General features: G+C 69.6%; 20 protein-coding genes. 12 read left to right on the forward strand and 8 right to left on the reverse strand.

Annotated elements, in window-relative coordinates; translation table 11 throughout:
* Positions 1-69 precede the first annotated feature (69 nt).
* Positions 70-492 carry a DUF3052 domain-containing protein gene (locus ACFOW8_RS19175; RefSeq protein WP_378552200.1) on the reverse strand — a complete coding sequence of 141 codons (423 nt, stop codon included), beginning with the start codon at positions 490-492 and terminating at the stop codon, positions 70-72.
* 117 nt (positions 493-609) lie between these two features.
* Positions 610-1,167, reverse strand: a complete 558-nt coding sequence (locus ACFOW8_RS19180) for a hypothetical protein (protein WP_378552201.1) — start codon at positions 1,165-1,167, stop codon at positions 610-612.
* 281 nt (positions 1,168-1,448) lie between these two features.
* On the opposite strand from ACFOW8_RS19180, the gene aceE reads away from it, so the two are divergent.
* From aceE to ACFOW8_RS19215, 7 genes are all read left to right on the forward strand, one after another.
* A complete protein-coding gene (aceE, locus tag ACFOW8_RS19185; RefSeq protein ID WP_378552204.1) occupies positions 1,449-4,343 on the forward strand; it encodes a pyruvate dehydrogenase (acetyl-transferring), homodimeric type in 2,895 nt (964 codons plus the stop codon).
* Positions 4,344-4,387: 44 nt separating this feature from the next.
* On the forward strand, positions 4,388-5,689 hold the full coding sequence (locus ACFOW8_RS19190) for a PucR family transcriptional regulator (protein ID WP_378552312.1): 1,302 nt from the start codon (positions 4,388-4,390) through the stop codon (positions 5,687-5,689).
* A 127-nt stretch (positions 5,690-5,816) separates the two neighbouring features.
* On the forward strand, positions 5,817-6,731 hold the full coding sequence (locus ACFOW8_RS19195; RefSeq protein WP_378552205.1) for an ACP S-malonyltransferase: 915 nt from the start codon (positions 5,817-5,819) through the stop codon (positions 6,729-6,731).
* A gap of 80 nt (positions 6,732-6,811) precedes the next feature.
* The gene (gene acpM / locus ACFOW8_RS19200) at positions 6,812-7,111 is read left to right on the forward strand and encodes a meromycolate extension acyl carrier protein AcpM (protein WP_019046010.1); all 300 of its coding nucleotides are present in this window, start codon (positions 6,812-6,814) and stop codon (positions 7,109-7,111) included.
* Positions 7,112-7,121: 10 nt separating this feature from the next.
* Positions 7,122-8,372, forward strand: a complete 1,251-nt coding sequence (locus ACFOW8_RS19205) for a KasA/KasB family beta-ketoacyl-ACP synthase (protein WP_378552207.1) — start codon at positions 7,122-7,124, stop codon at positions 8,370-8,372.
* Positions 8,373-8,469: 97 nt separating this feature from the next.
* Positions 8,470-9,900, forward strand: a complete 1,431-nt coding sequence (locus ACFOW8_RS19210; protein ID WP_378552208.1) for an acyl-CoA carboxylase subunit beta — start codon at positions 8,470-8,472, stop codon at positions 9,898-9,900.
* Between the two features lie 279 nt (positions 9,901-10,179).
* On the forward strand, positions 10,180-10,641 hold the full coding sequence (locus ACFOW8_RS19215) for a winged helix-turn-helix transcriptional regulator (protein ID WP_378552210.1): 462 nt from the start codon (positions 10,180-10,182) through the stop codon (positions 10,639-10,641).
* A gap of 181 nt (positions 10,642-10,822) precedes the next feature.
* On the opposite strand, the gene ACFOW8_RS19220 is transcribed toward ACFOW8_RS19215, so the two are convergent.
* Complete coding sequence (locus tag ACFOW8_RS19220) at positions 10,823-11,518, reverse strand: nitroreductase (RefSeq protein WP_378552211.1); 696 nt, start codon at positions 11,516-11,518, stop codon at positions 10,823-10,825.
* Positions 11,519-11,654: 136 nt separating this feature from the next.
* On the opposite strand from ACFOW8_RS19220, the gene ACFOW8_RS19225 reads away from it, so the two are divergent.
* Together ACFOW8_RS19225 and ACFOW8_RS19230 are read left to right on the forward strand one after the other, a co-directional pair.
* Complete coding sequence (locus ACFOW8_RS19225) at positions 11,655-11,807, forward strand: hypothetical protein (RefSeq protein WP_378552212.1); 153 nt, start codon at positions 11,655-11,657, stop codon at positions 11,805-11,807.
* A gap of 4 nt (positions 11,808-11,811) precedes the next feature.
* The gene (locus ACFOW8_RS19230; RefSeq protein WP_378552213.1) at positions 11,812-13,737 is read left to right on the forward strand and encodes an Eco57I restriction-modification methylase domain-containing protein; all 1,926 of its coding nucleotides are present in this window, start codon (positions 11,812-11,814) and stop codon (positions 13,735-13,737) included.
* On the opposite strand, the gene ACFOW8_RS19235 is transcribed toward ACFOW8_RS19230, so the two are convergent.
* The 4 genes from ACFOW8_RS19235 to ACFOW8_RS19250 form a co-directional block, all read right to left on the reverse strand.
* Complete coding sequence (locus tag ACFOW8_RS19235; protein WP_378552215.1) at positions 13,731-14,351, reverse strand: TetR/AcrR family transcriptional regulator; 621 nt, start codon at positions 14,349-14,351, stop codon at positions 13,731-13,733. The two genes, ACFOW8_RS19230 and ACFOW8_RS19235, sit on opposite strands and share 7 nt — an antisense overlap.
* A 7-nt stretch (positions 14,352-14,358) precedes the next feature.
* Positions 14,359-14,544 carry a hypothetical protein gene (locus ACFOW8_RS19240; RefSeq protein ID WP_378552216.1) on the reverse strand — a complete coding sequence of 62 codons (186 nt, stop codon included), beginning with the start codon at positions 14,542-14,544 and terminating at the stop codon, positions 14,359-14,361.
* Between the two features lie 115 nt (positions 14,545-14,659).
* Positions 14,660-15,175, reverse strand: a complete 516-nt coding sequence (locus ACFOW8_RS19245; RefSeq protein WP_378552218.1) for a gamma carbonic anhydrase family protein — start codon at positions 15,173-15,175, stop codon at positions 14,660-14,662.
* Positions 15,176-15,183: 8 nt separating this feature from the next.
* Positions 15,184-16,140, reverse strand: coding sequence for a GlxA family transcriptional regulator (locus ACFOW8_RS19250; RefSeq protein WP_378552220.1), 957 nt, complete (start codon positions 16,138-16,140; stop codon positions 15,184-15,186).
* A gap of 179 nt (positions 16,141-16,319) precedes the next feature.
* Here ACFOW8_RS19250 and ACFOW8_RS19255 point away from each other — a divergent pair, with 179 nt between their 5' ends.
* Positions 16,320-16,994 (forward strand): hypothetical protein, encoded by a 675-nt coding sequence (locus ACFOW8_RS19255; protein ID WP_378552222.1) that lies wholly within the window; start codon positions 16,320-16,322, stop codon positions 16,992-16,994.
* A gap of 31 nt (positions 16,995-17,025) precedes the next feature.
* Positions 17,026-18,129, forward strand: a complete 1,104-nt coding sequence (gene ald / locus ACFOW8_RS19260) for an alanine dehydrogenase (RefSeq protein ID WP_378552224.1) — start codon at positions 17,026-17,028, stop codon at positions 18,127-18,129.
* A 187-nt stretch (positions 18,130-18,316) separates the two neighbouring features.
* Here the strand turns inward: ald and sigJ are convergent, their stop codons facing one another.
* Entirely contained in the window at positions 18,317-19,255 is a 939-nt protein-coding gene (gene sigJ / locus ACFOW8_RS19265; protein WP_378552313.1) for an RNA polymerase sigma factor SigJ, read from the reverse strand.
* A gap of 301 nt (positions 19,256-19,556) precedes the next feature.
* Here sigJ and ACFOW8_RS19270 point away from each other — a divergent pair, with 301 nt between their 5' ends.
* The gene (locus ACFOW8_RS19270; protein WP_378552226.1) at positions 19,557-20,486 is read left to right on the forward strand and encodes a cobalamin biosynthesis protein; all 930 of its coding nucleotides are present in this window, start codon (positions 19,557-19,559) and stop codon (positions 20,484-20,486) included.
* The last annotated feature ends 114 nt before the right edge of the window (positions 20,487-20,600 follow it).

Genomic DNA, 20,600 nt, shown 5'->3' on the forward strand with positions numbered 1-20,600 from the left:
TGAATCCTCCGTCGTGTCGGGTCTCAGCCGAGCGTTCTCGTCCGGCTGAGACCATAGCGAACCGCGGATTCAGCGCTGTTTGGACGGTGCCTTCGGCTGGACCAGGCGCGACCCCGTCCAGCTGCCGAGACTGATGGTCGAGGTCTGGGTGAGACCGGCGGTCGGTGCGGCCTCGGCGATCTCGCTCGGATCGACATGGCCGTCCTGCCCGGTCTTGGGGGTGAGTACCCAGATGAAGCCTTCGTCGGCGAGTGGGCCGATAGCGTCCATCAGCTCGTCGGCCAGATCGCCGTCACCCTCTCGCCACCACAACAGGACGGCGTCCACGACCTCGTCGGAGTCCTCGTCGACCATCTCACCGCCGCTGACCTCCTCGATCTCGGCGCGCAATGCGTCGTCGGTGTCCTCGTCCCAGCCCAATTCCTGAACGACCAAGCCGTGAGAAATGCCAAGCTTCTGAGCGTAGTTCTGCGCGTCCGCCGCGGCGACCACGGTGGTGTCCTCCCTAAACTGCCGACAGTAGATACGTGCAAGCGAACATGGTTATCGGCCTCAGCGCAAGCCGATCGGACGAATTGGGACCGTAATCCGCGTGTCGGCGGGCCGGATTCAGCGGTTCCGGCACGCCTCGTGGACGTCGGTTCGGGCCGTGTTGATCTTGCGGCTGGCCTCGTTGAGCCGGCCCACCTGCGAGCTGTAGGTCATCTTCCTGGTCTCGGCGGACAGCTCGCGCGCGGCGACCACATAGGCGGTGAACTTCTCGGCCAGATCGGCGGGCAGCGCGCCCGCGGCCGCGACAACTCCGGTCTCGACCTTGGTCGCGGCGTTGTCGAGCGTGCCCGCCGCGGCTTCCCGCTTGTCGGCGTAGTCGGGCGCGTTGCTGTCGTGCGCGGTGACGAACTCGTTGTAGGCGGTGACACCGGCGCCGGTGGTGGTGGGGAACTGGGTGCAGTTGTCGCTGATGGCCTTGGCCTGGGCGGCCGCGGCCCGCGAGGCGGCGGCGGCCGAGGAGGACGCGGCGGCCTCGGTCCGGTAGGTGGCGACCTCGGCGGCGTCGGTGGTCGCGGTGCCTGGAACCTGCTTGCCGCAACCCGCCACCACCAGGCCCGCGGTGACGGCGACAGCGGCACAGGCCACGCCGAGGCGACGCACGTCGAGCACCCTCATCGTTCCCCGATCCCTCTCCACTCACCGAGCCGGATTTCCCGACACAGAATTTAGTGGATTCGCCCGTGGTCGCCGAGGGCGGCGGTCACATCCGGCGCCCGATGCGGTGAGTTCGGGGGATACCGGGCAGTACCCGCTCGGAGAGGATGACCTGCGCCACCTTTTCGGTAAGGATGGGGGTGCGCCCGAAACGTTCGTAGCGGGTGGCCCGCACACCAAGCGGGCAGGCCCGGGGATAGCGACGCCAACAAGCAGTTCAGCCCCCTGTACGAGGAGCAGATTTGACCGACCTGATCCACCCTGTGTCCGCGAACTCCGCGAACGATCCCGCCGCTGCGGCACCCGTCGCGGGCAGCGACGGCGCCACCAGACCGGCCGGTGAACGCGTCCGGGTGATCCGTGAGGGCGTCGCGTCGTATCTTCCCGACATCGACCCCGAGGAGACCAGCGAGTGGCTGGAATCCTTCGATGCCATGCTCGATCGCGAAGGCCCCGGCCGCGCCAGGTATCTGATGCTGCGGCTGCTCGAGCGGGCGGGTGAACGCCGGGTGTCGATTCCCGCGCTCACCTCCACCGACTACGTCAACACGATTCCCACCGAGAACGAGCCGTGGTTCCCCGGCGACGAGGAGGTGGAGCGCCGCTACCGCGCCTGGATCCGCTGGAACGCCGCGATCATGGTGCACCGCGCGCAGCGCCCCGGCATCGGCGTCGGCGGCCACATCTCCACCTATGCGTCCTCGGCGGCGCTCTACGAGGTGGGCTTCAACCACTTCTTCCGCGGCAAGGACCACCCCGGCGGCGGCGACAGCATCTTCATCCAGGGCCACGCCTCGCCCGGTATCTACGCCCGCGCCTTCGTCGAGGGCCGTCTCGGCGCCGACCGGCTCGACGGCTTCCGGCAGGAGTACAGCCACGGTGGTCCGGGCCACGGACTGCCCTCCTACCCGCACCCGCGCTTGATGCCGGACTTCTGGGAGTTCCCCACGGTGTCGATGGGCTTGGGCCCGATGAACGCCATCTACCAGGCGCGGTTCAACCACTACCTGCACGACCGCGGGATCAAGGACACCTCCGACCAGCACGTCTGGGCCTTCCTCGGCGACGGCGAGATGGACGAACCGGAGTCGCGCGGCCTGATCCAGGTGGCCGCCAACGAGGCGCTCGACAATCTGACCTTCGTCATCAACTGCAACCTGCAGCGTCTCGACGGCCCGGTGCGCGGCAACGGCAAGATCATCCAGGAGCTCGAGTCGTTCTTCCGCGGCGCGGGCTGGAACGTGATCAAGGTGGTCTGGGGCCGCGAGTGGGACGCGCTGCTCGGCGCCGACCGCGACGGCGCGCTGGTGAATCTGATGAACACCACCCCCGACGGTGACTTCCAGACCTACAAGGCCAACGACGGCGCCTACGTGCGCGACCATTTCTTCGGCCGTGACCCGCGCACCAAGGCACTGGTGCAGAACATGTCCGACGCCGACATCTGGAACCTCAAGCGCGGCGGCCACGACTACCGCAAGGTGTACGCGGCCTACGCGGCGGCGATGGCGCACAAGGGCCAGCCGACGGTGATCCTGGCCAAGACGATCAAGGGCTACACCCTCGGCAAGCACTTCGAGGGCCGCAATGCCACCCACCAGATGAAGAAGCTGGCGCTGCAGGACCTCAAGGACTTCCGCGACCTGCAGCGCATCCCGATCACCGATGCCGAGCTGGAAAAGGATCCGTACCTGCCGCCGTACTACCACCCCGGCATGGACAATCCGGCCATCCAGTACATGCTGAGCCGCCGTCAGGCGCTCGGCGGTTTCGTCCCGGAGCGCCGCTCGGCCGCCAGGCCGCTGACGCTGCCCGGCGACGAGGCCTACCGCTCGGTGCGCAAGGGTTCGGGCAAGCAGAAGGTTGCCACCACCATGGCGCTGGTGCGGCTGATGAAGGAGCTGTTGCGGGACTCCGAGATCGGCAAGCGGATCGTGCCGATCATCCCCGACGAGGCCCGGACCTTCGGCATGGACTCGTGGTTCCCGACGCTGAAGATCTACAACCGCAACGGCCAGCTCTACACCTCGGTCGACGCGGAGCTGATGCTCGCCTACAAGGAGAGCGCCGTCGGCCAGATCCTGCACGAGGGCATCAACGAGGCCGGTTCCACCGCGTCGTTCACCGCGGTCGGCACCTCCTACGCCACCCACGGTGAGCCGATGATCCCGCTCTACATCTTCTATTCGATGTTCGGGTTCCAGCGCACCGGCGACGGGCTGTGGGCGGCGGCGGATCAGCTGGCCCGCGGGTTCGTGCTCGGCGCGACGGCAGGGCGCACCACGCTCACCGGTGAGGGCCTGCAGCACAACGACGGGCATTCGCTGCTGCTGGCGTCGACGAACCCGGCCGTGGTGACCTACGACCCGGCGTTCTCCTTCGAGATCGCGCACATCATCCGGGACGGCCTGCGCCGGATGTACGGCGGCACGGCAGCTGAGCACGGCGAACTGCCCGGCACCAATCCGCCCGAGCACGGCGCGTTCGCCGGGGAGAACATCTTCTACTACATCACCCTGTACAACGAGCCGTACCAGCAGCCCGCCGAGCCGGAGGGCCTGGATGTGGCCGGTCTGCTCAAGGGGCTGTACCTGTACCAGCCGGGTGGTGCGGGTGAGATGCGCGCCCAGATCCTGGTCTCCGGCGTGACCGTGCCCGACGGTCTGCGCGCGCAGGAGATCCTGGCGCAGGAGTGGGGCGTGGCCGCCGACGTGTGGTCGGTGACCTCGTTCGGCGAGCTGCGCAAGGAGGCGCTGGACAAGGAGATCCAGGCGCTCAAGCACCCCGACACCGATCCGGGCGTTCCGTACGTCACCGGGGCGCTCGCGGCGGCGCGCGGCCCCGTCGTGGCCGCCACCGACTGGATGCGCGCGGTGCCCGACCAGATCCGGCAGTGGGTGCCGGGCGACTACATCACCCTCGGCACCGACGGGTTCGGCTTCTCCGACACCCGTCCCGCCGCGCGCAGGGTGTTCAATGTCGACGCGCAGTCGATCGTGGTCGCCGTGATCGAGGGCTTGGTCAAAGACGGCAGCTTGGACAAGGCGAAGGCGGTGGAAGCGGCGGCGAAGTACCGCATCGACGACGTGGCCGCCGCGCCGAAGCCGAGTGCGGACGCGGCCGAAGAACTCGCGTAGCGGACGATAGGACTGTGGAACGGAAACCGCCGCGGCCCCGCCGGATCACCGAGGGCACCAGCGAACACGAGGTCTACCTGCCGACCGGGGCGCTGTCCCCGAATCGGCAGACCCGTGATCCGCTGCCCGACACGCTGCTCAAGCGGGTCAAGCAGTTCTCGGGTCGGTTGTCGACCGAGGCGGTGGGGTCGATGCAGGATCGGCTGCCGTTCTTCGCCGATCTGGATGCCGCGCAGCGGGCGGGCGTGCAGATGCTGGTGCAGACGGCGGTCGTGAACTTCCTGGAGTGGTTGCAGGACCCCGATTCCGACATCCGGTTCAGTCTGGACGCGTTCCAGGTGATTCCGCAGGATCTGGCGCGGCGGCTGACGCTGCGCCAGACGGTGGACATGGTGCGGGTGGCCATGGACTTCTTCGAGCAGTGGCTGCCCGCGCTGGCCCGCAACGATCGTCAGCTGGTCGCGCTCACCGAAGCGGTGCTGCGCTACGGGCGTGAGCTCGGTTTCGCGGCCGCCTCGGTGTACGCCAGCGCGGCGGAGTCGCGCGGCGCGTGGGACACCAGGCTGGAGGCCCTGGTGGTCGACGCGGTCGTGCGCGGCGACACCGGCCCCGACATGCTCTCGCGTGCGGCCACGTTGAACTGGGACGCCACCGCGCCCGCCACCGTGCTGGTCGGCACGCCGCCCGCGGATCAGGGCGTGTCGACCGTCGGCGCGGTGCACACCATCGCCTCCAGACATGGCAGGGCCGCGCTGGCGGTGGTGCAGGGAGCCAGGCTGGTGATGGTGGTCAGCGGCCATCTCGGGGACGCGGGGATCGCCTCGCCGTTCCTGGCCGACCTGCTGGCCGATGTGTTCTCCGACGGCCCGGTGGTGATCGGCCCGACCATGCGCACGCTCGGCGCCGCGCACGCCAGCGCCATCGAGGCACTGGCAGGCATGGAGGCCGTGGTGGGCTGGCGGGGCGCGCCAAGGCCCGTTCACGCCTCGGAGTTGTTACCGGAACGGGCCCTGCTGGGCGATAGAGCTGCGATAGAGGCGCTGAACGAGTATCTTGTGCTCCCGTTGGCGTCTGCCGGATCTTCGTTATCCGACACACTCGACGCCTACCTCGATTGTGGCGGCGCAGTAGAAACATGCGCGCGTCAGCTGTACGTCCATCCAAATACTGTTCGGTACCGACTCAAACGAATCGGGGAGATCACCGGACGTGATCCGATGAATCCGCGGGACGCGTATGTGCTCCGCATCGCGGCGACAGTGGGTCGTTTGACACGAACCCATAACGAATCGTCACCCCCAGTCACAGAAACCTCGCCTTCCCCAGTGGGCTACGAGCCCCTGTAACGAGATTGGGGAATCGGTCGATCCCGACACCCCACCTCGGATTTTGTGGGACCCCTACAAAACGCGTCCGAAAGCTTCATTCGCGCCGACATCTCTTGCGGCGGGGGTCACAGTGTTCTCTTAGGGGGTGATCGCGTTGTTCACCCCTGGACAGGGGTCCCAGACACCCGGCATGCTCACGCCCTGGCTCGCCGTTCCCGGCGCGGCTGACCGCCTCGAGCTGTGGTCGAAGGCCGCAGGCCTCGACCTGGTCCGTCTCGGTACCACCGCGACGGCCGAGGAGATCGTCGACACCGCGGTGACCCAGCCGCTGGTCGTCGCGGCCGCACTGCTCGCGTTCGCCGAAATCGCCCCCGAGACGATTCCGGCGGATACCATCGTCGCCGGACACTCGGTCGGCGAATTCGCCGCGGCCGCGGTCGCCGGCGTCATCACCGCCGACGAGGCGGTCAACCTGGCCGCCATCCGCGGCCGGGAGATGGCCAAGGCGTGCGCGCTGCAGCCGACCGGCATGTCCGCGGTGCTCGGTGGCGACGAAGCCGCCGTGCTCGCCCGGCTCGCCGAACTCGATCTCGTCCCGGCCAACCGCAACGCGGTCGGCCAGATCGTGGCGGCGGGCACCATGGAAGCTCTGGCGGAGCTCGCCGCGAACCCGCCGGAGAAGGCACGGGTCCGCGCATTGCCCGTCGCCGGTGCCTTCCACACCGCCTTCATGGCCCCGGCTCAGGCTGCTGTCGCCGAGGCCATCGCCCAGATCACGCCGGGCGACCCGGTCCGGACCCTGCTGTCGAACTTCGACGGCGAGCCGGTCACCTCGGGCGCCGACGCGATCGACAAGCTCGCGGCTCAGGTCACCCGCCCCGTGCGCTGGGACCTGTGCACCGAGACCGTCCGCGCGGCGGGTGTGTCGGCCGTGGCCGAACTGCCTCCGGCGGGGACCCTCGTCGGAATCGCCAAACGGGAACTGAAGGGCACGCCGAATCTGGCGCTGAAGACCCCCGAAGACCTCCCCGCGTTGGCCGAGCTGACCGTCTCCGGCTAGCTTTCCCCCCGGCGGTCGCGCACGACGAGGTGCGGGACCGTTCAGACCCTACAAACGAGAACAAGAAGGGAGCCACCAAAGTGGCCGCTCTGACCCAGGAACAGATCGTCGAAGAGCTCGGCAAGATCATCGAAGAGGTGACGGGTATCGAACCCTCCGAGGTGACCATCGAGAAGTCCTTCGTCGACGACCTGGACATCGACTCGCTGTCCATGGTCGAGATCGCTGTGCAGACCGAGGACAAGTACGGCGTCAAGATCCCGGACGAGGATCTGGCCAGCCTGAAGACCGTGGGTGACGCTGTCTCCTACATCCAGAAGCTCGAGGCGGAGAACTCCGACGCCGCCGCGGAGCTCAAGGCCAAGTTCGACGCCGAGTAGGGCTGAACCAGTGACCACTCCTTCCACCTTGAACGGGAATTTCCCCAACGTCGTCGTCACCAGCATGGCGGCGACCACGTCGATCGCGGGTGATGTCGATGCGACGTGGAAGGGACTCCTCAACGGTGAGAGCGGAATCGACGTTCTCGAGGATTCCTTCATCGAGGAATACGACCTGCCGGTGCGTATCGGCGGTCACCTGAAAGTCAGCCCCGACACCCTGCTGAGCCGGGTCGAGATCCGCCGTATGGCGTATGTCGAGCGCCTGGCGACCGTCCTCGGTCGCGAGGTGTGGAAGAACGCGGGCAGCCCGGAGGTCGACCCCGACCGTCTGGGCGTCGCGATCGGCACCGGCCTCGGTGGCGGCGACGCGCTGATCGACTCGGTCGACAAGCTGAAGAACGGCGGCTACCGCAAGATCTCGCCGCTCGCTGTTCAGATGGTCATGCCGAACGGTCCGTCGGCCGTCGTCGGGCTCGAGCTGAAGGCCAGGGCGGGAGTGGTCACTCCGGTCTCGGCGTGCTCGTCGGGTTCGGAAGCCATCGCCAACGCGTGGCGGATGATCGTGATGGGTGACGCCGACATGGTCGTCACCGGCGGTGTGGAGGGCTTCATCGACTCCGTGCCGATCGCGGCGTTCTCCATGATGCGGGCGATGAGCACGCGCAACGACGACCCCAAGGGTGCGTCGCGGCCGTTCGACTCCGACCGGGACGGTTTCGTCTTCGGTGAGGCCGGCGCGCTCATGACGATCGAGACCGAGGAGCACGCGAAGGCTCGCGGTGCCACCATCCACGCGCGTCTGCTTGGTGCCGGCATCACCTCCGACGGTTTCCACCTGGTCGCCCCCGATCCCGAGGGCACCGGTGCGGCCAGGGCGATGACCCGCGCGATGCAGACCGCCGGTCTGTCCAAGCAGGACATCACCCATATCAACGCCCACGCGACCGCGACTCCCATCGGCGACACCGCCGAGGCCAACGCGATCAACTTGGCGGTGGGCAACCACCCGTCGGTGTACGCGCCGAAGTCGGCGCTGGGCCACTCGATCGGTGCCGTCGGTGCCCTCGAGTCGGTGCTCACCGTGCTCGCGATCCGGGACGGTGTCGTTCCGCCGACGCTGAACCTGGACAACCAGGACCCGGAGATCGATCTCGACGTGGTGCACGGGCAGGCCCGGCATCAGGAAATCGAGTACGCGATCAACAACTCCTTCGGTTTCGGCGGGCACAATGTCGCGCTCGCCTTCGGTCGGGCCTAGTCCGCCGATCGAGAAGTACCCGATCTCGCCGGTGGGGTCGGCCAAGTGAATTGGTCGGCCCCACCGGTCGTTCGGCATACCAAGACAGGAGGACGCGATGACGATCATTGCTCCCGCGTTTCACGACGCGTCGACCGATCCGCGTGATCCACTCGGTCGGCTCCAGCGCTTCTTCGATCCCGGAACCGTGCTGCCGCTGCATCCGCGCGACAAGTCCGGTGTGCTCGCCGCCATCGGCGAGGTCGATGGTGTGCGCACCGTGGCCTACTGCTCGGACGCGACCGTCATGGGCGGCGCGATGGGCGTGGCGGGCTGCAAGCACATCGTCGACGCGATCGACACCGCCATCGAGTCCGGTATCCCGGTCGTCGGGCTGTGGCACTCCGGTGGTGCCCGGCTGGCCGAGGGCGTCGAGGCGCTGCACGCGGTAGGGCTGGTCTTCGAGGCGATGGTCCGTGCGTCCGGTCTGGTCCCACAGATCTCGGTGGTGCTCGGTTTCGCCGCCGGTGGTGCCGCCTACGGTCCCGCGCTCACCGACATCGTCATCATGGCGCCCGAGGGACGGGTGTTCGTCACCGGTCCCGACGTGGTGCGTTCGGTGACCGGCGAGAACGTCGACATGGCGACCCTCGGCGGTCCCACCACCCACTTCAAGAAGTCCGGCGTGTGCCATATCGCCGCCGACGACGAGGCCGACGCGCTGCACCGCGCCCGGCGCCTGGTATCGATGTTCGCCGAGCAGGGCGAGTTCGACCTGGTGGCGGCCGCGCACGGCGACGTCGACCTGAAGGCGATGCTGCCGGAGTCCCCGCGTCGTGCCTACGACGTGAAGCCGATCATCCACGAGCTGCTCGACAATGTCGACGGTGAGTCCTCGTTCGAGGAGCTGCAGGGCGGTTACGCCCGCAGCATGGTCGTCGGTCTCGGCCGGCTCGGTGGCCGCACCGTCGGTGTGCTCGCCAACAATCCGCTGCGCCTCGGTGGCTGCCTGAACTCCGAGAGCGCCGAGAAGGCGGCCCGTTTCGTGCGGCTGTGCGACGCGTTCGGCATTCCGCTGATCGTGGTCACCGATGTGCCCGGTTACCTGCCGGGGGTCGGTCAGGAGCTCGACGGTGTCGTGCGCCGCGGCGCGAAGCTGCTGCACGCCTTCGCCGAGGCCCGCGTTCCCCGTGTCACCCTGGTGACGCGCAAGATCTACGGCGGCGCCTATATCGCCATGAACGCTCGTGCGCTCGGTGCCACCGCCGTCTACGCCTGGCCCGGTTCCGAGGTGGCCGTCATGGGCGCCAAGGCCGCCGTCGGCATCCTGCACAAGAAGGCACTCGCCGCGGCCCCCGACGACGAGCGCGAAGCTCTGCACGAGCGTCTCACCGCCGAACACGAGCAGATCGCCGGCGGTGTCGAACGCGCTGTCGCCATCGGTGTGGTCGACGAGGTCATCGACCCCGCCAGGACCCGCAGCATCCTCGCCGCCGCGCTCGCCTCGGCCCCGGCCCGCAAGAGCCACCACAAGAACATCCCGCTGTAGCGGGCCTGCCGATCCGCTGGCGACCGCGATCGGACCGGTGCGCTGGGACCTCGCGGAGGCGAGCGAACTCGCGGTGTGGGCGAGCCGGTCGAACTCGCGGTATCGCGGGTGGCGCAAGGCGCCGGACGAACCGGTAATGGCGCCGCTCCCGCTGATGCGGCCGGGACGGGCCAGGTGGCCGCGAAGTGGGGAAGCGGTGCGCAATGCGGGAGATGCGCGTCGGCGGTGATTCGGCAGCGTGCGCGGCGGCCACGGGCGAGCGGGGCGCATAATGGCAGCGTGCGGTATGAGGAGCTGGCCGAGGTGCCGTGTTCGATCACCCGGCCGTTGGTGATCTTCGGGGATCGGTGGACCTTGCTGATCCTCAAGTACTGCTTCGCCGGGGTGCGGCGGTTCAACGCGTTCCAGGGTGCGCTGGGGATTTCGCGCAGCAGGCTGGGGGATCGGCTGGATCGGTTGATCGAGCACGGGATCCTGGTGAAGCGGCCCGCGGAGGACGGGGCCTACGAGGAATACCGGCTCACCGAGAAGGGCCACGCCATCTACCCGATCCTGATGGCGATCCGCGACTGGGGCGACACCTATATGGCGCCGGACGGTCCGCCCGTCGAGTACCGGCACCGCGACTGCACCGGCGCTGCCCACACGCACCTCACCTGCGACGAGTGCGACGCTGAGCTCACCGCCCGCGACATCACTGTCGAACCCGGCCCCGGCCTCGCCGCCACGCGCTCGGCCTAGCCGCCGATCCCGATATCCCCACCCGGTTCCGCCGGACCCCGGATCCTGCCGGACTGCCGTGACGTCGTGATCGGCCCGACCTCGACGCAGGCCCTAGTCCAGCTGGACGGCTGATCATCAAGCTCTGGCGCAAGCATTCGCCGAGTGGGATTCTGCGCCATCGCCTGTTGATCTTGAAGGCTCAGGTGGTGTGCCAGGTGAGCTGGTCGTCGAGGGAGGCGCGGGCGGTGCGGAAGGTGTTGATGGGGTGGGCGTGGTCGGGGTAGCCGAAGGAGACGCCGAAGACGACCTTGCGGTGCGCGGGGAGATCGAAATAGTCGTGCAGGAACGGGGCGTAGGAGGCCAGGGCGGCCTGGGGTGCGGCGCCGAGGCCGAGGGCCTGGGCGCCGAGCAGGAAGCTCTGCAGCCACAGGCCGCAGTCGAGGGCGCCGTACACCCCGAGATCGGCTTCGGTGGTGACGATCGCGACGTGCGGCGCGTCGAAGAACTCGAAATTGCGCACCATCTGACGCATCGTTGCCTCGTGCTCGCCCTTGGCGATGCCGACGCTGTCGTACAGCTGGAATCCGCACGCCCGCCTGCGCTCCCGGTACACGCCCGCGTACTGGGCCGGAAACTCGAAATCCGGTGCGGTGCCGTTGGTCTGGATGTGGGCGAGCAGTTCCTTGCGGAACCGTTCGGTTCCCCCGCCGCTGGTGACGACGACCTCCCACGGCTGGGTGTTGCACCACGACGGCGTGCGATTGGCCAGCCTCAGCAGCTGCTCGATCGTCGCGCGCTCGACCTCGTCGGGGCGGAATTGCCGACAGGTCCACCGCTGTTCGGCCAGGCGCAGCAGCGCCGCGAAATCGTCGGTCTCGTGTTCGGTCGGCGTCATCGCCCGGCTCCCTTGCTGACGGCGGAGAACTAGTCTCATTTCGAGACCAGGTTAGCAGTCGGCCGGGACGCGCGGAACCCGCCCGCGACCGTGGACCCCGTTGATGCCGACTCGGCGAACGAGCGCACCCCACCGCTTGGCCGAATCCATCATGGTGCCGTCCCGATCAGGGCGTTCGATGGGCCCGGACGCGTCCAGGATGAACGTGGTCGCCGCGTACCTGGCACTCGCGGCGTGGGGCCGCGCCTCGCGCCTACCCCTGGACGAGGGCCGCAGCGGGCACAATTGAGCGCATGGCTTCGCAGGTCCGCGATGCGCGGGAGCGTAAACGGCACGGCAGGCACTACACACCGACCGCCCTGGCCCGGTTCCTCGCGCGGCGGGCGCTGCGGCACGCCCCACGCGTGAGCGAACTCCGCGTGCTCGACCCGGCCTGCGGCGACGGCGAACTGCTCCTCGCGGTGCACCGGGAAGCCGGGCCCGGCGTCACGGTACGGCTCACCGGCTACGACCTGGACCGCCGCGCGGTCGCGTCGACGGTGACGCGGGCCGCGGCCGCGGGTGTGGACATCGACTGCCGGGCAGGAGATTTCCTCGCCGCGTCGGCGCGCATCCCGGAGGGATCGTTCGATCTCGTCATCAGCAACCCGCCCTATGTGCGGACTCAGCAGCTCGGCGGCGCCACCGCGCAGCTGCTGAGCAAACAGTTCGGGCTGCGCGGGCGGATCGACTTGACCCACCCGTTCGTCGCGGTCGCGCCGCGACTGCTCGCCGCCGACGGGGTACTCGGATTGCTCTGCGCCAACCGGTTTCTCACCACCAAGGCCGGTGCGAATCTGCGCCGGATTCTCACCAGCGACCTGCACCCGGCCGAGCTCTACGACCTCGGCGACACCAAACTGTTCGCCGCCGCCGTCCTGCCCGCCATCACCGTCGCCACCAGGGCCGAGCGAACCGGTGAGTGCCGCTACGTCTCGGTCTACGAGGAGCCGGGCGCCGAACCCGATTGCGCGACGACGCTGTTCGACGCGCTCGCCGGCGACGACGCGTGCCTGGTCGGCGAGGGCGGGCGGGTGTTCGCCGTCGAAGTGGGCGTGCTGATGACCGGTGCTTCGCAGCCGCAGCGGCGGGAGCTACCCGAAGGGGCGCTCGGCACCCGGATGATCGCGCGTGGCAACGAAAGCGGTGCGGAGCCGGACTCGGATGTGGTGCCGACAACAGCTCGGCAGGCAGCGTCGGCGGACGATGATCAGCGCGCACGGTTCCTTTCGCCGGTGGACGGTGGGCCACCGCGGCGGGGCTCGAGTGCTGGATCGGCGTGGCACCGGCGGCCGGTTGCGCGGGAGGGGTTGCGATCCCTACCCGCCGCGGAACCCGCACGCGCACAGCCCGATCGGTTCGACACCGCGTGGCGCATGTCGCGACCTGCCCTCGATCGATGGCTCGACACCATCGCCGGCCGCACGTGGCGCACCTTCGGCGAAACCGCCCGCATCCGCGTCGGCATCAAGACCACCGCCGACCGTGTGTTCATCTCCGATCGGTGGGACCAGATGGACCCGGCCCCCGAACCGGAACTGCTGCGCACGCTGATCACCCATCACGACCTGCAGCCATGGCGGATCGGCCCCGATCGCGGGATCAGGGTGCTTTACCCCTATGATCTCGTTCAGCCGCGGCGTACACCGATCGATCTCGCCGAATTTCCTTGTGCCGCAAGGTATCTACGGGAACACGAGCAGGTGCTGGCGGGGCGCAGGTATGTGCTCGACGGCGGCCGGAAGTGGTTCGAGATCTGGGTGCCGCAGCGTCCGCACCTGTGGGGCGCGCCGAAACTGGTGTTTCCCGATATCAGCGAGCGGCCACGGTTCGCGCTGGACCGGTCCGGCGCCGTGGTCAACGGCGACTGCTACTGGATCTCACTCACCGACCTCGGCGCGGGCCTGCAGGCGACCGAACTGGCGTATCTGCTGATGGGCGTGGCGAATTCGACGCTGGGACTGCGGTTCTACGACGCGGTGTGCGGCAATCGGCTGTATTCGGGGCGACGGCGCTGGATCACCCAGTACGTGGCCAGACTGCCGCTGCCGGATCCGGCCGGACCCGCGTCGGCGGCGGTCGTCGAGCGGGTGCGCGGCGTGGTGGAGGACGGTGTGCCGGGTGCGGAGGCCGGGATCGACGAGGCGGTGGCCGCCGCGTTCGGCGTGCCTGCTCACTGACCGGTGTCGATGCCGACCATCGGGAGCAGGGTGCGGCGGGCGAATTCGCGACCGGCTTCGGCGTCGTCGAGGGGGATGAGGCCGTCCGGGGTCAGTGCCAGCGACAGGCCGAGCCTGGCCATGATCTCGGCGACCAGGTCGGCATCGAAGTCCGCCGATCCGCCCGCTTGGAATTCGCGCAGTTTGTCGGCGAGATAGCCGCGCCCGACCGCCAGGATGGGACCGGCCTCGGTGGTGAGTTTGGGCAGGATGATCTCCGGCTCGGTGCTGAGCAACCGGCGCAGCAGCTCGTTGCCCGCGATGGTCGTGACGAACGCGACGAAGATCTCCACGAGCTGCTCGCCCGGCTCGGCCACGGCCCGCACCCGCTCGTCGATCTCGGCCACATACCGCTGCGCCTCTCGCACCCCCACCGCTTCGACCAGGTCGTTCTTGGATTCGAAGCGGCGATACAGGGTGGCCGGACTGATCCCGGCCCGCCGGGCGATCTCGCCCATGCTCGTGCGTTTTATCCCGAAGTCGAGAAACGCCGACAGCGCGCTGTCGAGCAGCTTCTCCCCGTCAGTGACGGGCTTTTCCAGTATCCGCGCGAGGATGGACGAAACGGTGGGCATCGCCCCATTATCCCTGTGGCGTCAGATCCAGCGCGGCCATCTCCTGTTCGATGGCATTGGCGGCGAAGTGGACTCCGCGGGAGCGTAATTCGTGGACCCGGCACCGGAGTGCCTCGATTCCGCCGGGTTGGGCGGCGATATCGGCCACGCTGAGCCGTCCCGTCAGGTGCACACCGGATTGCGCGTATGCCACCGTGAAACCTCCTGCCTCGCGCATCCGGTGCCGACCGCCGAACTCCTGGCCGGGCGTGATACGCAGGGCAAATGCTATCAGGTTTCCCTACTGGTCACTTGATCAGTGTGATGTCTCACAAGATCTCGGCATCCCGGTGCGCGCCCAGGTTGTGGACGTAGACAGCCGCATTGAGCTTCAGCCCGTCCTGCTGCGCTTCGGTCAGTTCCTTGCGTACCTTGCCGGGAACGCCCGCGACCAGCGAGCCGGGCGGGATCTGCGCGCCCTCGGGGATCAGGGCATTGGCCGCGATCAGCGTGCCCGCGCCGATCACCGCGCCGTTGAGGACGGTCGCGCCCATGCCGACCAGTACGTCGTCGCCGATGGTGCAGCCGTGCAGGATCGCGTTGTGTCCCACCGAGACTCCGCTGCCGACGGTGAGCGGGAAGCCCGGGTCGGCGTGTAGCACGCACCCGTCCTGAATATTGGTGCGCGCGCCAACTGTGATGTCCTCGAGGTCGCCACGCAGGACCGCCGAGTACCAGATGCCGACCTCGCCGGCCAGCTTCACCCGGCCGATCACGGTCGCGTTCGGCGCGATCCACGCGGTGTCGTCGATTTCCGGTGCGAACCCGGCCACCTTGATGATCATGTCCGCGATTATTGCGCTGTCCCGCGGAACTGGGCACGGTGGGCCGCCGGTGAGGTGCCGAGCGCGCGGTGGAAGTGGTGGCGCAGGTTCACCGCGCTGCCGAATCCGGTGTCGCGGGCGATGCGGTCGATGGTGTCGTCGGTGGACTCGAGCAGCAGCCTGGCGTGATCGGTGCGCTGCCGCAGCAGCCAGCGCTGCGGGCTGGTTCCGGTACGCGCGCGGAAGCGGCGGGTGAAGGTGCGCCGGGACATGAACGCGGTCCGTGACCAGGCGTCGAGGTCGATGGTGGTGCCGAGGTGGGTCCGCGCCCAGACCATCGCGTGTTCGATCGGGTCGTCGGTGCCGTCGTCGATGGTGTCGATCGGGATGAACTGCGCCTGGGAGCCGGGGCGGTGCGGAGCGGTGACCAGCGCGCGTGCCAGTTCGGTGGCAGCGTGGGCGCCGAGATCGCCGCGCACGATATGCAGGCAGCAGTCCAGTGCGGCCGCGACGCCCGCGGAGGTGATCACGTCGCCGAGGTCGGTCCAGAGCGCGTCGGCTCGCACCCGCACCTGGGGGAAGGCGCTGGCCATGGCCGCGGCGGCAGCCCAGTGGGTGGTGACGTCGCGGCCGTCGACCAGGCCGGTGGCCGCGATCGCCCAGGAGCCGAAGCAGAGGCCCACCAGCCGGGCGCCGTCGGCGTGCGCGGCGCGGACGGCGGCGGTGAGGGCGGGGGAGGGGTCGTGCCCGCTGATCCAGCCGGGGAAGATCACCAGCTCCGCCTCGGCGATCGCGTCGAGGCCGTGGTGCACGGTGATGTCGAAATCCGCCGCGGTGGACAGGGATCCCGGCTGTTCGGCGCAGACCCGCACCTCGTAGGACGGCTCGGCGTCGACGCCGGTCCCGGAGCGGCCGAACACCAGGGTCGGCACCGACAGGTGGAAGGGACTTATCCCGTCGAACGCGACAACGGCCACCGAACGCATGGCCCGATCTTAGCGATGCATGGCCTGAAGGCCACTCGCTGAGTGCGGGGCAGTCGGTGAGGGTGGATGGGGCTGTGGACGGCGCATGCGGCCGCTGGGTGATCCGAGGGGTGTTCACCCACCGGATTCCGAGCACGCGCCCGAGGCTCGGTGTGTCGTTCCATGACGGAGGAGATGTGTTGCCGAAGACATTGCTCGGTGCCGGTGCGCGGGTGCTGATCGCTCTGATCGCCGTGGTGCCGGCCGTGGCCGGGTGTTCGTCCGGCGGCACCGAGCCCGCGGCCCCCGCGTCGAGCACGGTGTCCAAGACTTCGGTGACGGTCACCTCCTCGGCCCCGACCTCGGTGACGTCGGCACCGGCCCCTGGCGGTGACGGCGCGTCGGTGCCTGGCGGCGCTCAGCCCGGCACCCCGGCTGCCCGAAGCAGCGAGCAGACGCCGCCGCCTGGCTACAACTGTGAGCCGGGCCCGGACTGCGGCACCGACAGCTGCGGTCCCGGTGAGTGTGGCTTGCTGCCGGGGCACACCTGCCAGCCTGGTCCGGACTGCGGGACGGACAGTTGTGGTCCCGGTGAGTGCGGGCTCCCACCCGGGCACACCTGTCAGCCTGGACCCGACTGCGGCACCGACAACTGCGGGCCGGGGCAGTGCGGCGAGGAACCCGCGCCGAGCACGACGACCGAGCCGACCACGACCGAGCCGACCACGACCGAGCCGGCCACGACCGAGTCGCAGGCGACCTCCACCTCCGCGACCGCAGCGCCACCGGCGACCACGACCGCTACGCCGGCCCCCACCTCGGCCGAATCCGCCGCGGCGGGCACCGAGACAACACGCGAGGCGGCAACCGGCTGACGCCCGTCGGCCCGCGACCTAAGCTGGGCCGATGACGGGAACAATCGGGGTGCCTGCCGAGGTCAAACCGCAAGAGTTCCGGGTCGCGCTCACTCCCGCAGGAGCTTCCGAGCTGACCGCCCACGGACATCGGGTGCTGGTGCAGGCCGGGGCCGGCACCGGATCCGGCTTCGGCGACGAGGACTACCTCGCGGCGGGCGCGGTGATCGCGGCGGACGCCGACCGGGTCTGGGCCGAGGCAGAGCTCATCTTGAAGGTGAAAGAGCCCATCGCCGAAGAGTATTCGCGCATGCGGCGGGAGCAGGTGCTGTTCACCTACCTGCACCTGGCGGCGTCGAAGGAGTGCACCGACGCCATCCTGGATTCCGGGATCACCGCCATCGCCTACGAGACGGTCCGCGCCCCGGACGGGTCGCTGCCGCTCCTCGCGCCGATGAGCGAGGTGGCGGGCAAGCTCGGCACCCAGGTCGGCGCCTACCACCTGATGGCGCCGATGGGTGGGGCGGGAGTGCTGCTCGGCGGGGTGCCCGGCGTTCGCCCCGCCGATGTGGTGGTGCTCGGCGGCGGAGTCGCAGGCACCAACGCGGTCACCGTCGCGGTGGGCATGGGCGCCAGGGTCAGTGTGCTAGATACGAATCTGGCGCGCTTGCGGGCGCTCGACGCCCGGTTCGCGGGCCGTGTCGGCACCCTCGCCTCGCACGCGCTCGAGATCGAGCGGGCCGTGCTCGGCGCCGACCTGGTGATCGGGTCGGTGCTGGTGCCGGGTGCCAAGGCGCCGAAACTGGTGTCCGACGACCTGGTCGCCCGGATGCGGCCGGGATCGGTGCTGGTCGACATCGCCGTCGACCAGGGTGGCTGCTTCACCTCGACCCGGCCGACCACGCACGCCGATCCGACCTTCCCCGTGGCGAATTCGCTGTTCTACTGCGTGGCGAACATGCCGGGCGCGGTGCCGCACACCTCCACGGTCGCGCTCACCAACGCCACCCTGCCGTTCGCCACCGCTATCGCCGACCGGGGCTGGCGCGGGGCCTGCGCGGCCGATCCCGGACTCGCGGCCGGGCTCACCGCCGACGACGGCAAGCTGTTGTCCACCGAAGTCGCCGCCGCTCACGGGTATTCGCTCACCGTCTGACACCGCGCGGCTTGGCGTCGGCCAGCGCGGAGAAAACGGGGGACGCAGCCGGGGCCCGGCACCCGCACAGTGAACGAGCGGGTCGGGGCAGGCCCGGCCTTACGTACGCCGCTGGATCCCCGCCGCCGCTCGTATCCCTTGGACGAGAACGGCGGCGACGTTTCCCGACCGCCGCGGCGGAACTCCGCTATTCGCCGGTGCCGAGAAACCAGTCCGGGACGCCCTCGGTGGGGAGTCCGTGCAGCTTGTCGGGATTGCGGACGACATTGATCGCGACGATCCGCCCCGCGTCGATCACGAACGAGAAGACGCCGACATTCGTGCCGTCGAACACCACCAAGCCCGGCGCGCCGTTGACCAGGACCGCGCGGCCCCACGCCCGCTCGGCCGACGGCCCGTGGTACCAGCCCATCAGCATCTTGGCGATGAGTTCGGCGCCGCGCACCGGCTGGCGGATCGCGGGCACCTTGCCGCCACCGTCGGCGGTGAGCACCACCTTCTCGTCCAGCACGCCGAGCAGCGAACGCAGATCACCCGAGCGCCAGGCCAGCGCGAACGCGGAGACGACCTTCTCCTGTTCGGCGCGTGAGGCCGGAAACCGCGGCGTCCCCGATTCGACGTGTCTGCGCGCTCGCGAGGCCAGCTGCCGGACCGCCGCCGGAGTGCGGCCGACGACCTCGGCCACCTCGGGGCCGGTCATCCCGAACACGTCCTGCAGCACGAACGCGGTCCGCTCGGCGGGCGAGAGCGATTCCAGCACCACCAGCAGTGCCGTGGTGACCCGTTCGTCCTGGGAGATGCGGTCGGCGGGGTCGTCCCAGGTGGTCACCTCCGGCTCGGGCAGCCACTCGCCGACATACTGCTCGCGCCGGGCCCGCGCCGAGCCGAGCAGGTCCAGGGCCAGGCGGCTGGTGACGGTCGTCAGCCAGGCGCGCAGGTTGTCGATCTCGCCCGCCGTGCCCGCCTCGTGCTGCCGTTGCAGCCGCAGCCACGCGTCCTGCACCACGTCCTCGGCATCGCTGAGACTGCCGAGCGTGCTGTAGGCGAGCCTGCGCAGGTAGGGGCGGTGCTCTTCGAAGCGGCGGGCCAGCTCGGTCCGGTCGGGGTGCTGCGGTGCGTCGGTCATCGTCATCGCCGTTCGATTGTCGTGGCCCCTGTTCGGGCGAGTGTAGGAAAGTGTGTCGCCGAGACGACGAACCAACCGGGTGCGGTGTGACATTCCCGGCCGATTTCGCCGCGGTGGCGCGGCCGGTCAGCCCGCCGGATCGGGCGGGCCGTGCGTGAGCCAGGGTTGCGGGCGCTGCGTCCGGCTCGGCCGGACTGCCTCGGCTCAGCGATCGGCCGTGCGGCCTGGCGGCGCGCTCGTCAGAGTGGTGCCCGGTGGGGGTGGCGCGCGGTGTCGTCGGCGGAGATCTTAGGGTCTACTCGTGCGGGAGCAGCGGGCGAGTTCGACGGCGGTGGGTCTGGTTCTAGGGTTCGCGCTCGACCGGGTACTCGCCGATCCTCGCCGGCTGCATCCGGTCGCCGGGTTCGGCTCCGCGGCAATGGTTCTGGAGCGGTCGACCTACGCCGACGATCGGTGGGCCGGTGTGCTGCACGAGGCGGTGGCGGTCGGATCGGTGCTCGGGATCGGTGCGCTGGCCGCCAGGGGCGGCGTGCTCGCGACCGCCCTGGCGACCTGGACGGCGCTGGGTGGCCGATCCCTCGCCCGCGCGGGCCACGACATGGCCGACCGGCTCGACGCGGGCGACCTCACCGGTGCCCGCGAGCTGCTGCCCTCGCTGTGCGGCCGCGACCCCTCGGTGCTCGATGCCGACGGACTGGCCAGGGCCGCGCTGGAATCCATCGCCGAGAACACCTCCGACGCGACCGTCGCACCGTTGCTGTGGGGCGCCGTCGCCGGCGTGCCGGGACTGCTCGGCTACCGCGCGGTGAACACCCTCGACGCGATGATCGGCTACCGCAACGAGCGATACGAGCGATTCGGTTGGGCCGCCGCCCGCGTCGACGACGCCGCGAATCTGGTACCCGCCCGGGTCACCGGCGTGCTGACCGCCGTGCTGGCCCCCCTCGTCGGCGGGCGGCCCGGCGCGGCGTTGCGTGCGTGGCGCCGCGACGCCGCCAAGCATCCGAGCCCGAACGCCGGAGTGGTCGAGGCGTCGATGGCCGGTGCGCTCGGCATCCGGCTCGGCGGCCGCACCCAGTACCGGCACGGTGCGGAACTGCGCCCCACCCTCGGCGACGGTCCGGCGCCGACGACGGCGGACCTCCGGCGGGCCGTGCGGATGTCGACCGCCGTCCAGGCGGGTGCGCTGGCGGTGGCGGTCGTTGTCGCGGAAGTGCTTCGGCGGCGTTGAGGCAAGCCCGAGTTTGATCCCCGCGGTGGACGTGCGGGCCGGGTCGGATCCGCGGGGCGGACCCTTTCCCACGGGACGTACGAAGCGTCGGCGACGGGGACGGCGCAGAGGGGG

It is taken from the genome of Nocardia rhizosphaerae, from assembly GCF_042650365.1.
GTDB lineage: Bacteria > Actinomycetota > Actinomycetes > Mycobacteriales > Mycobacteriaceae > Nocardia > Nocardia rhizosphaerae.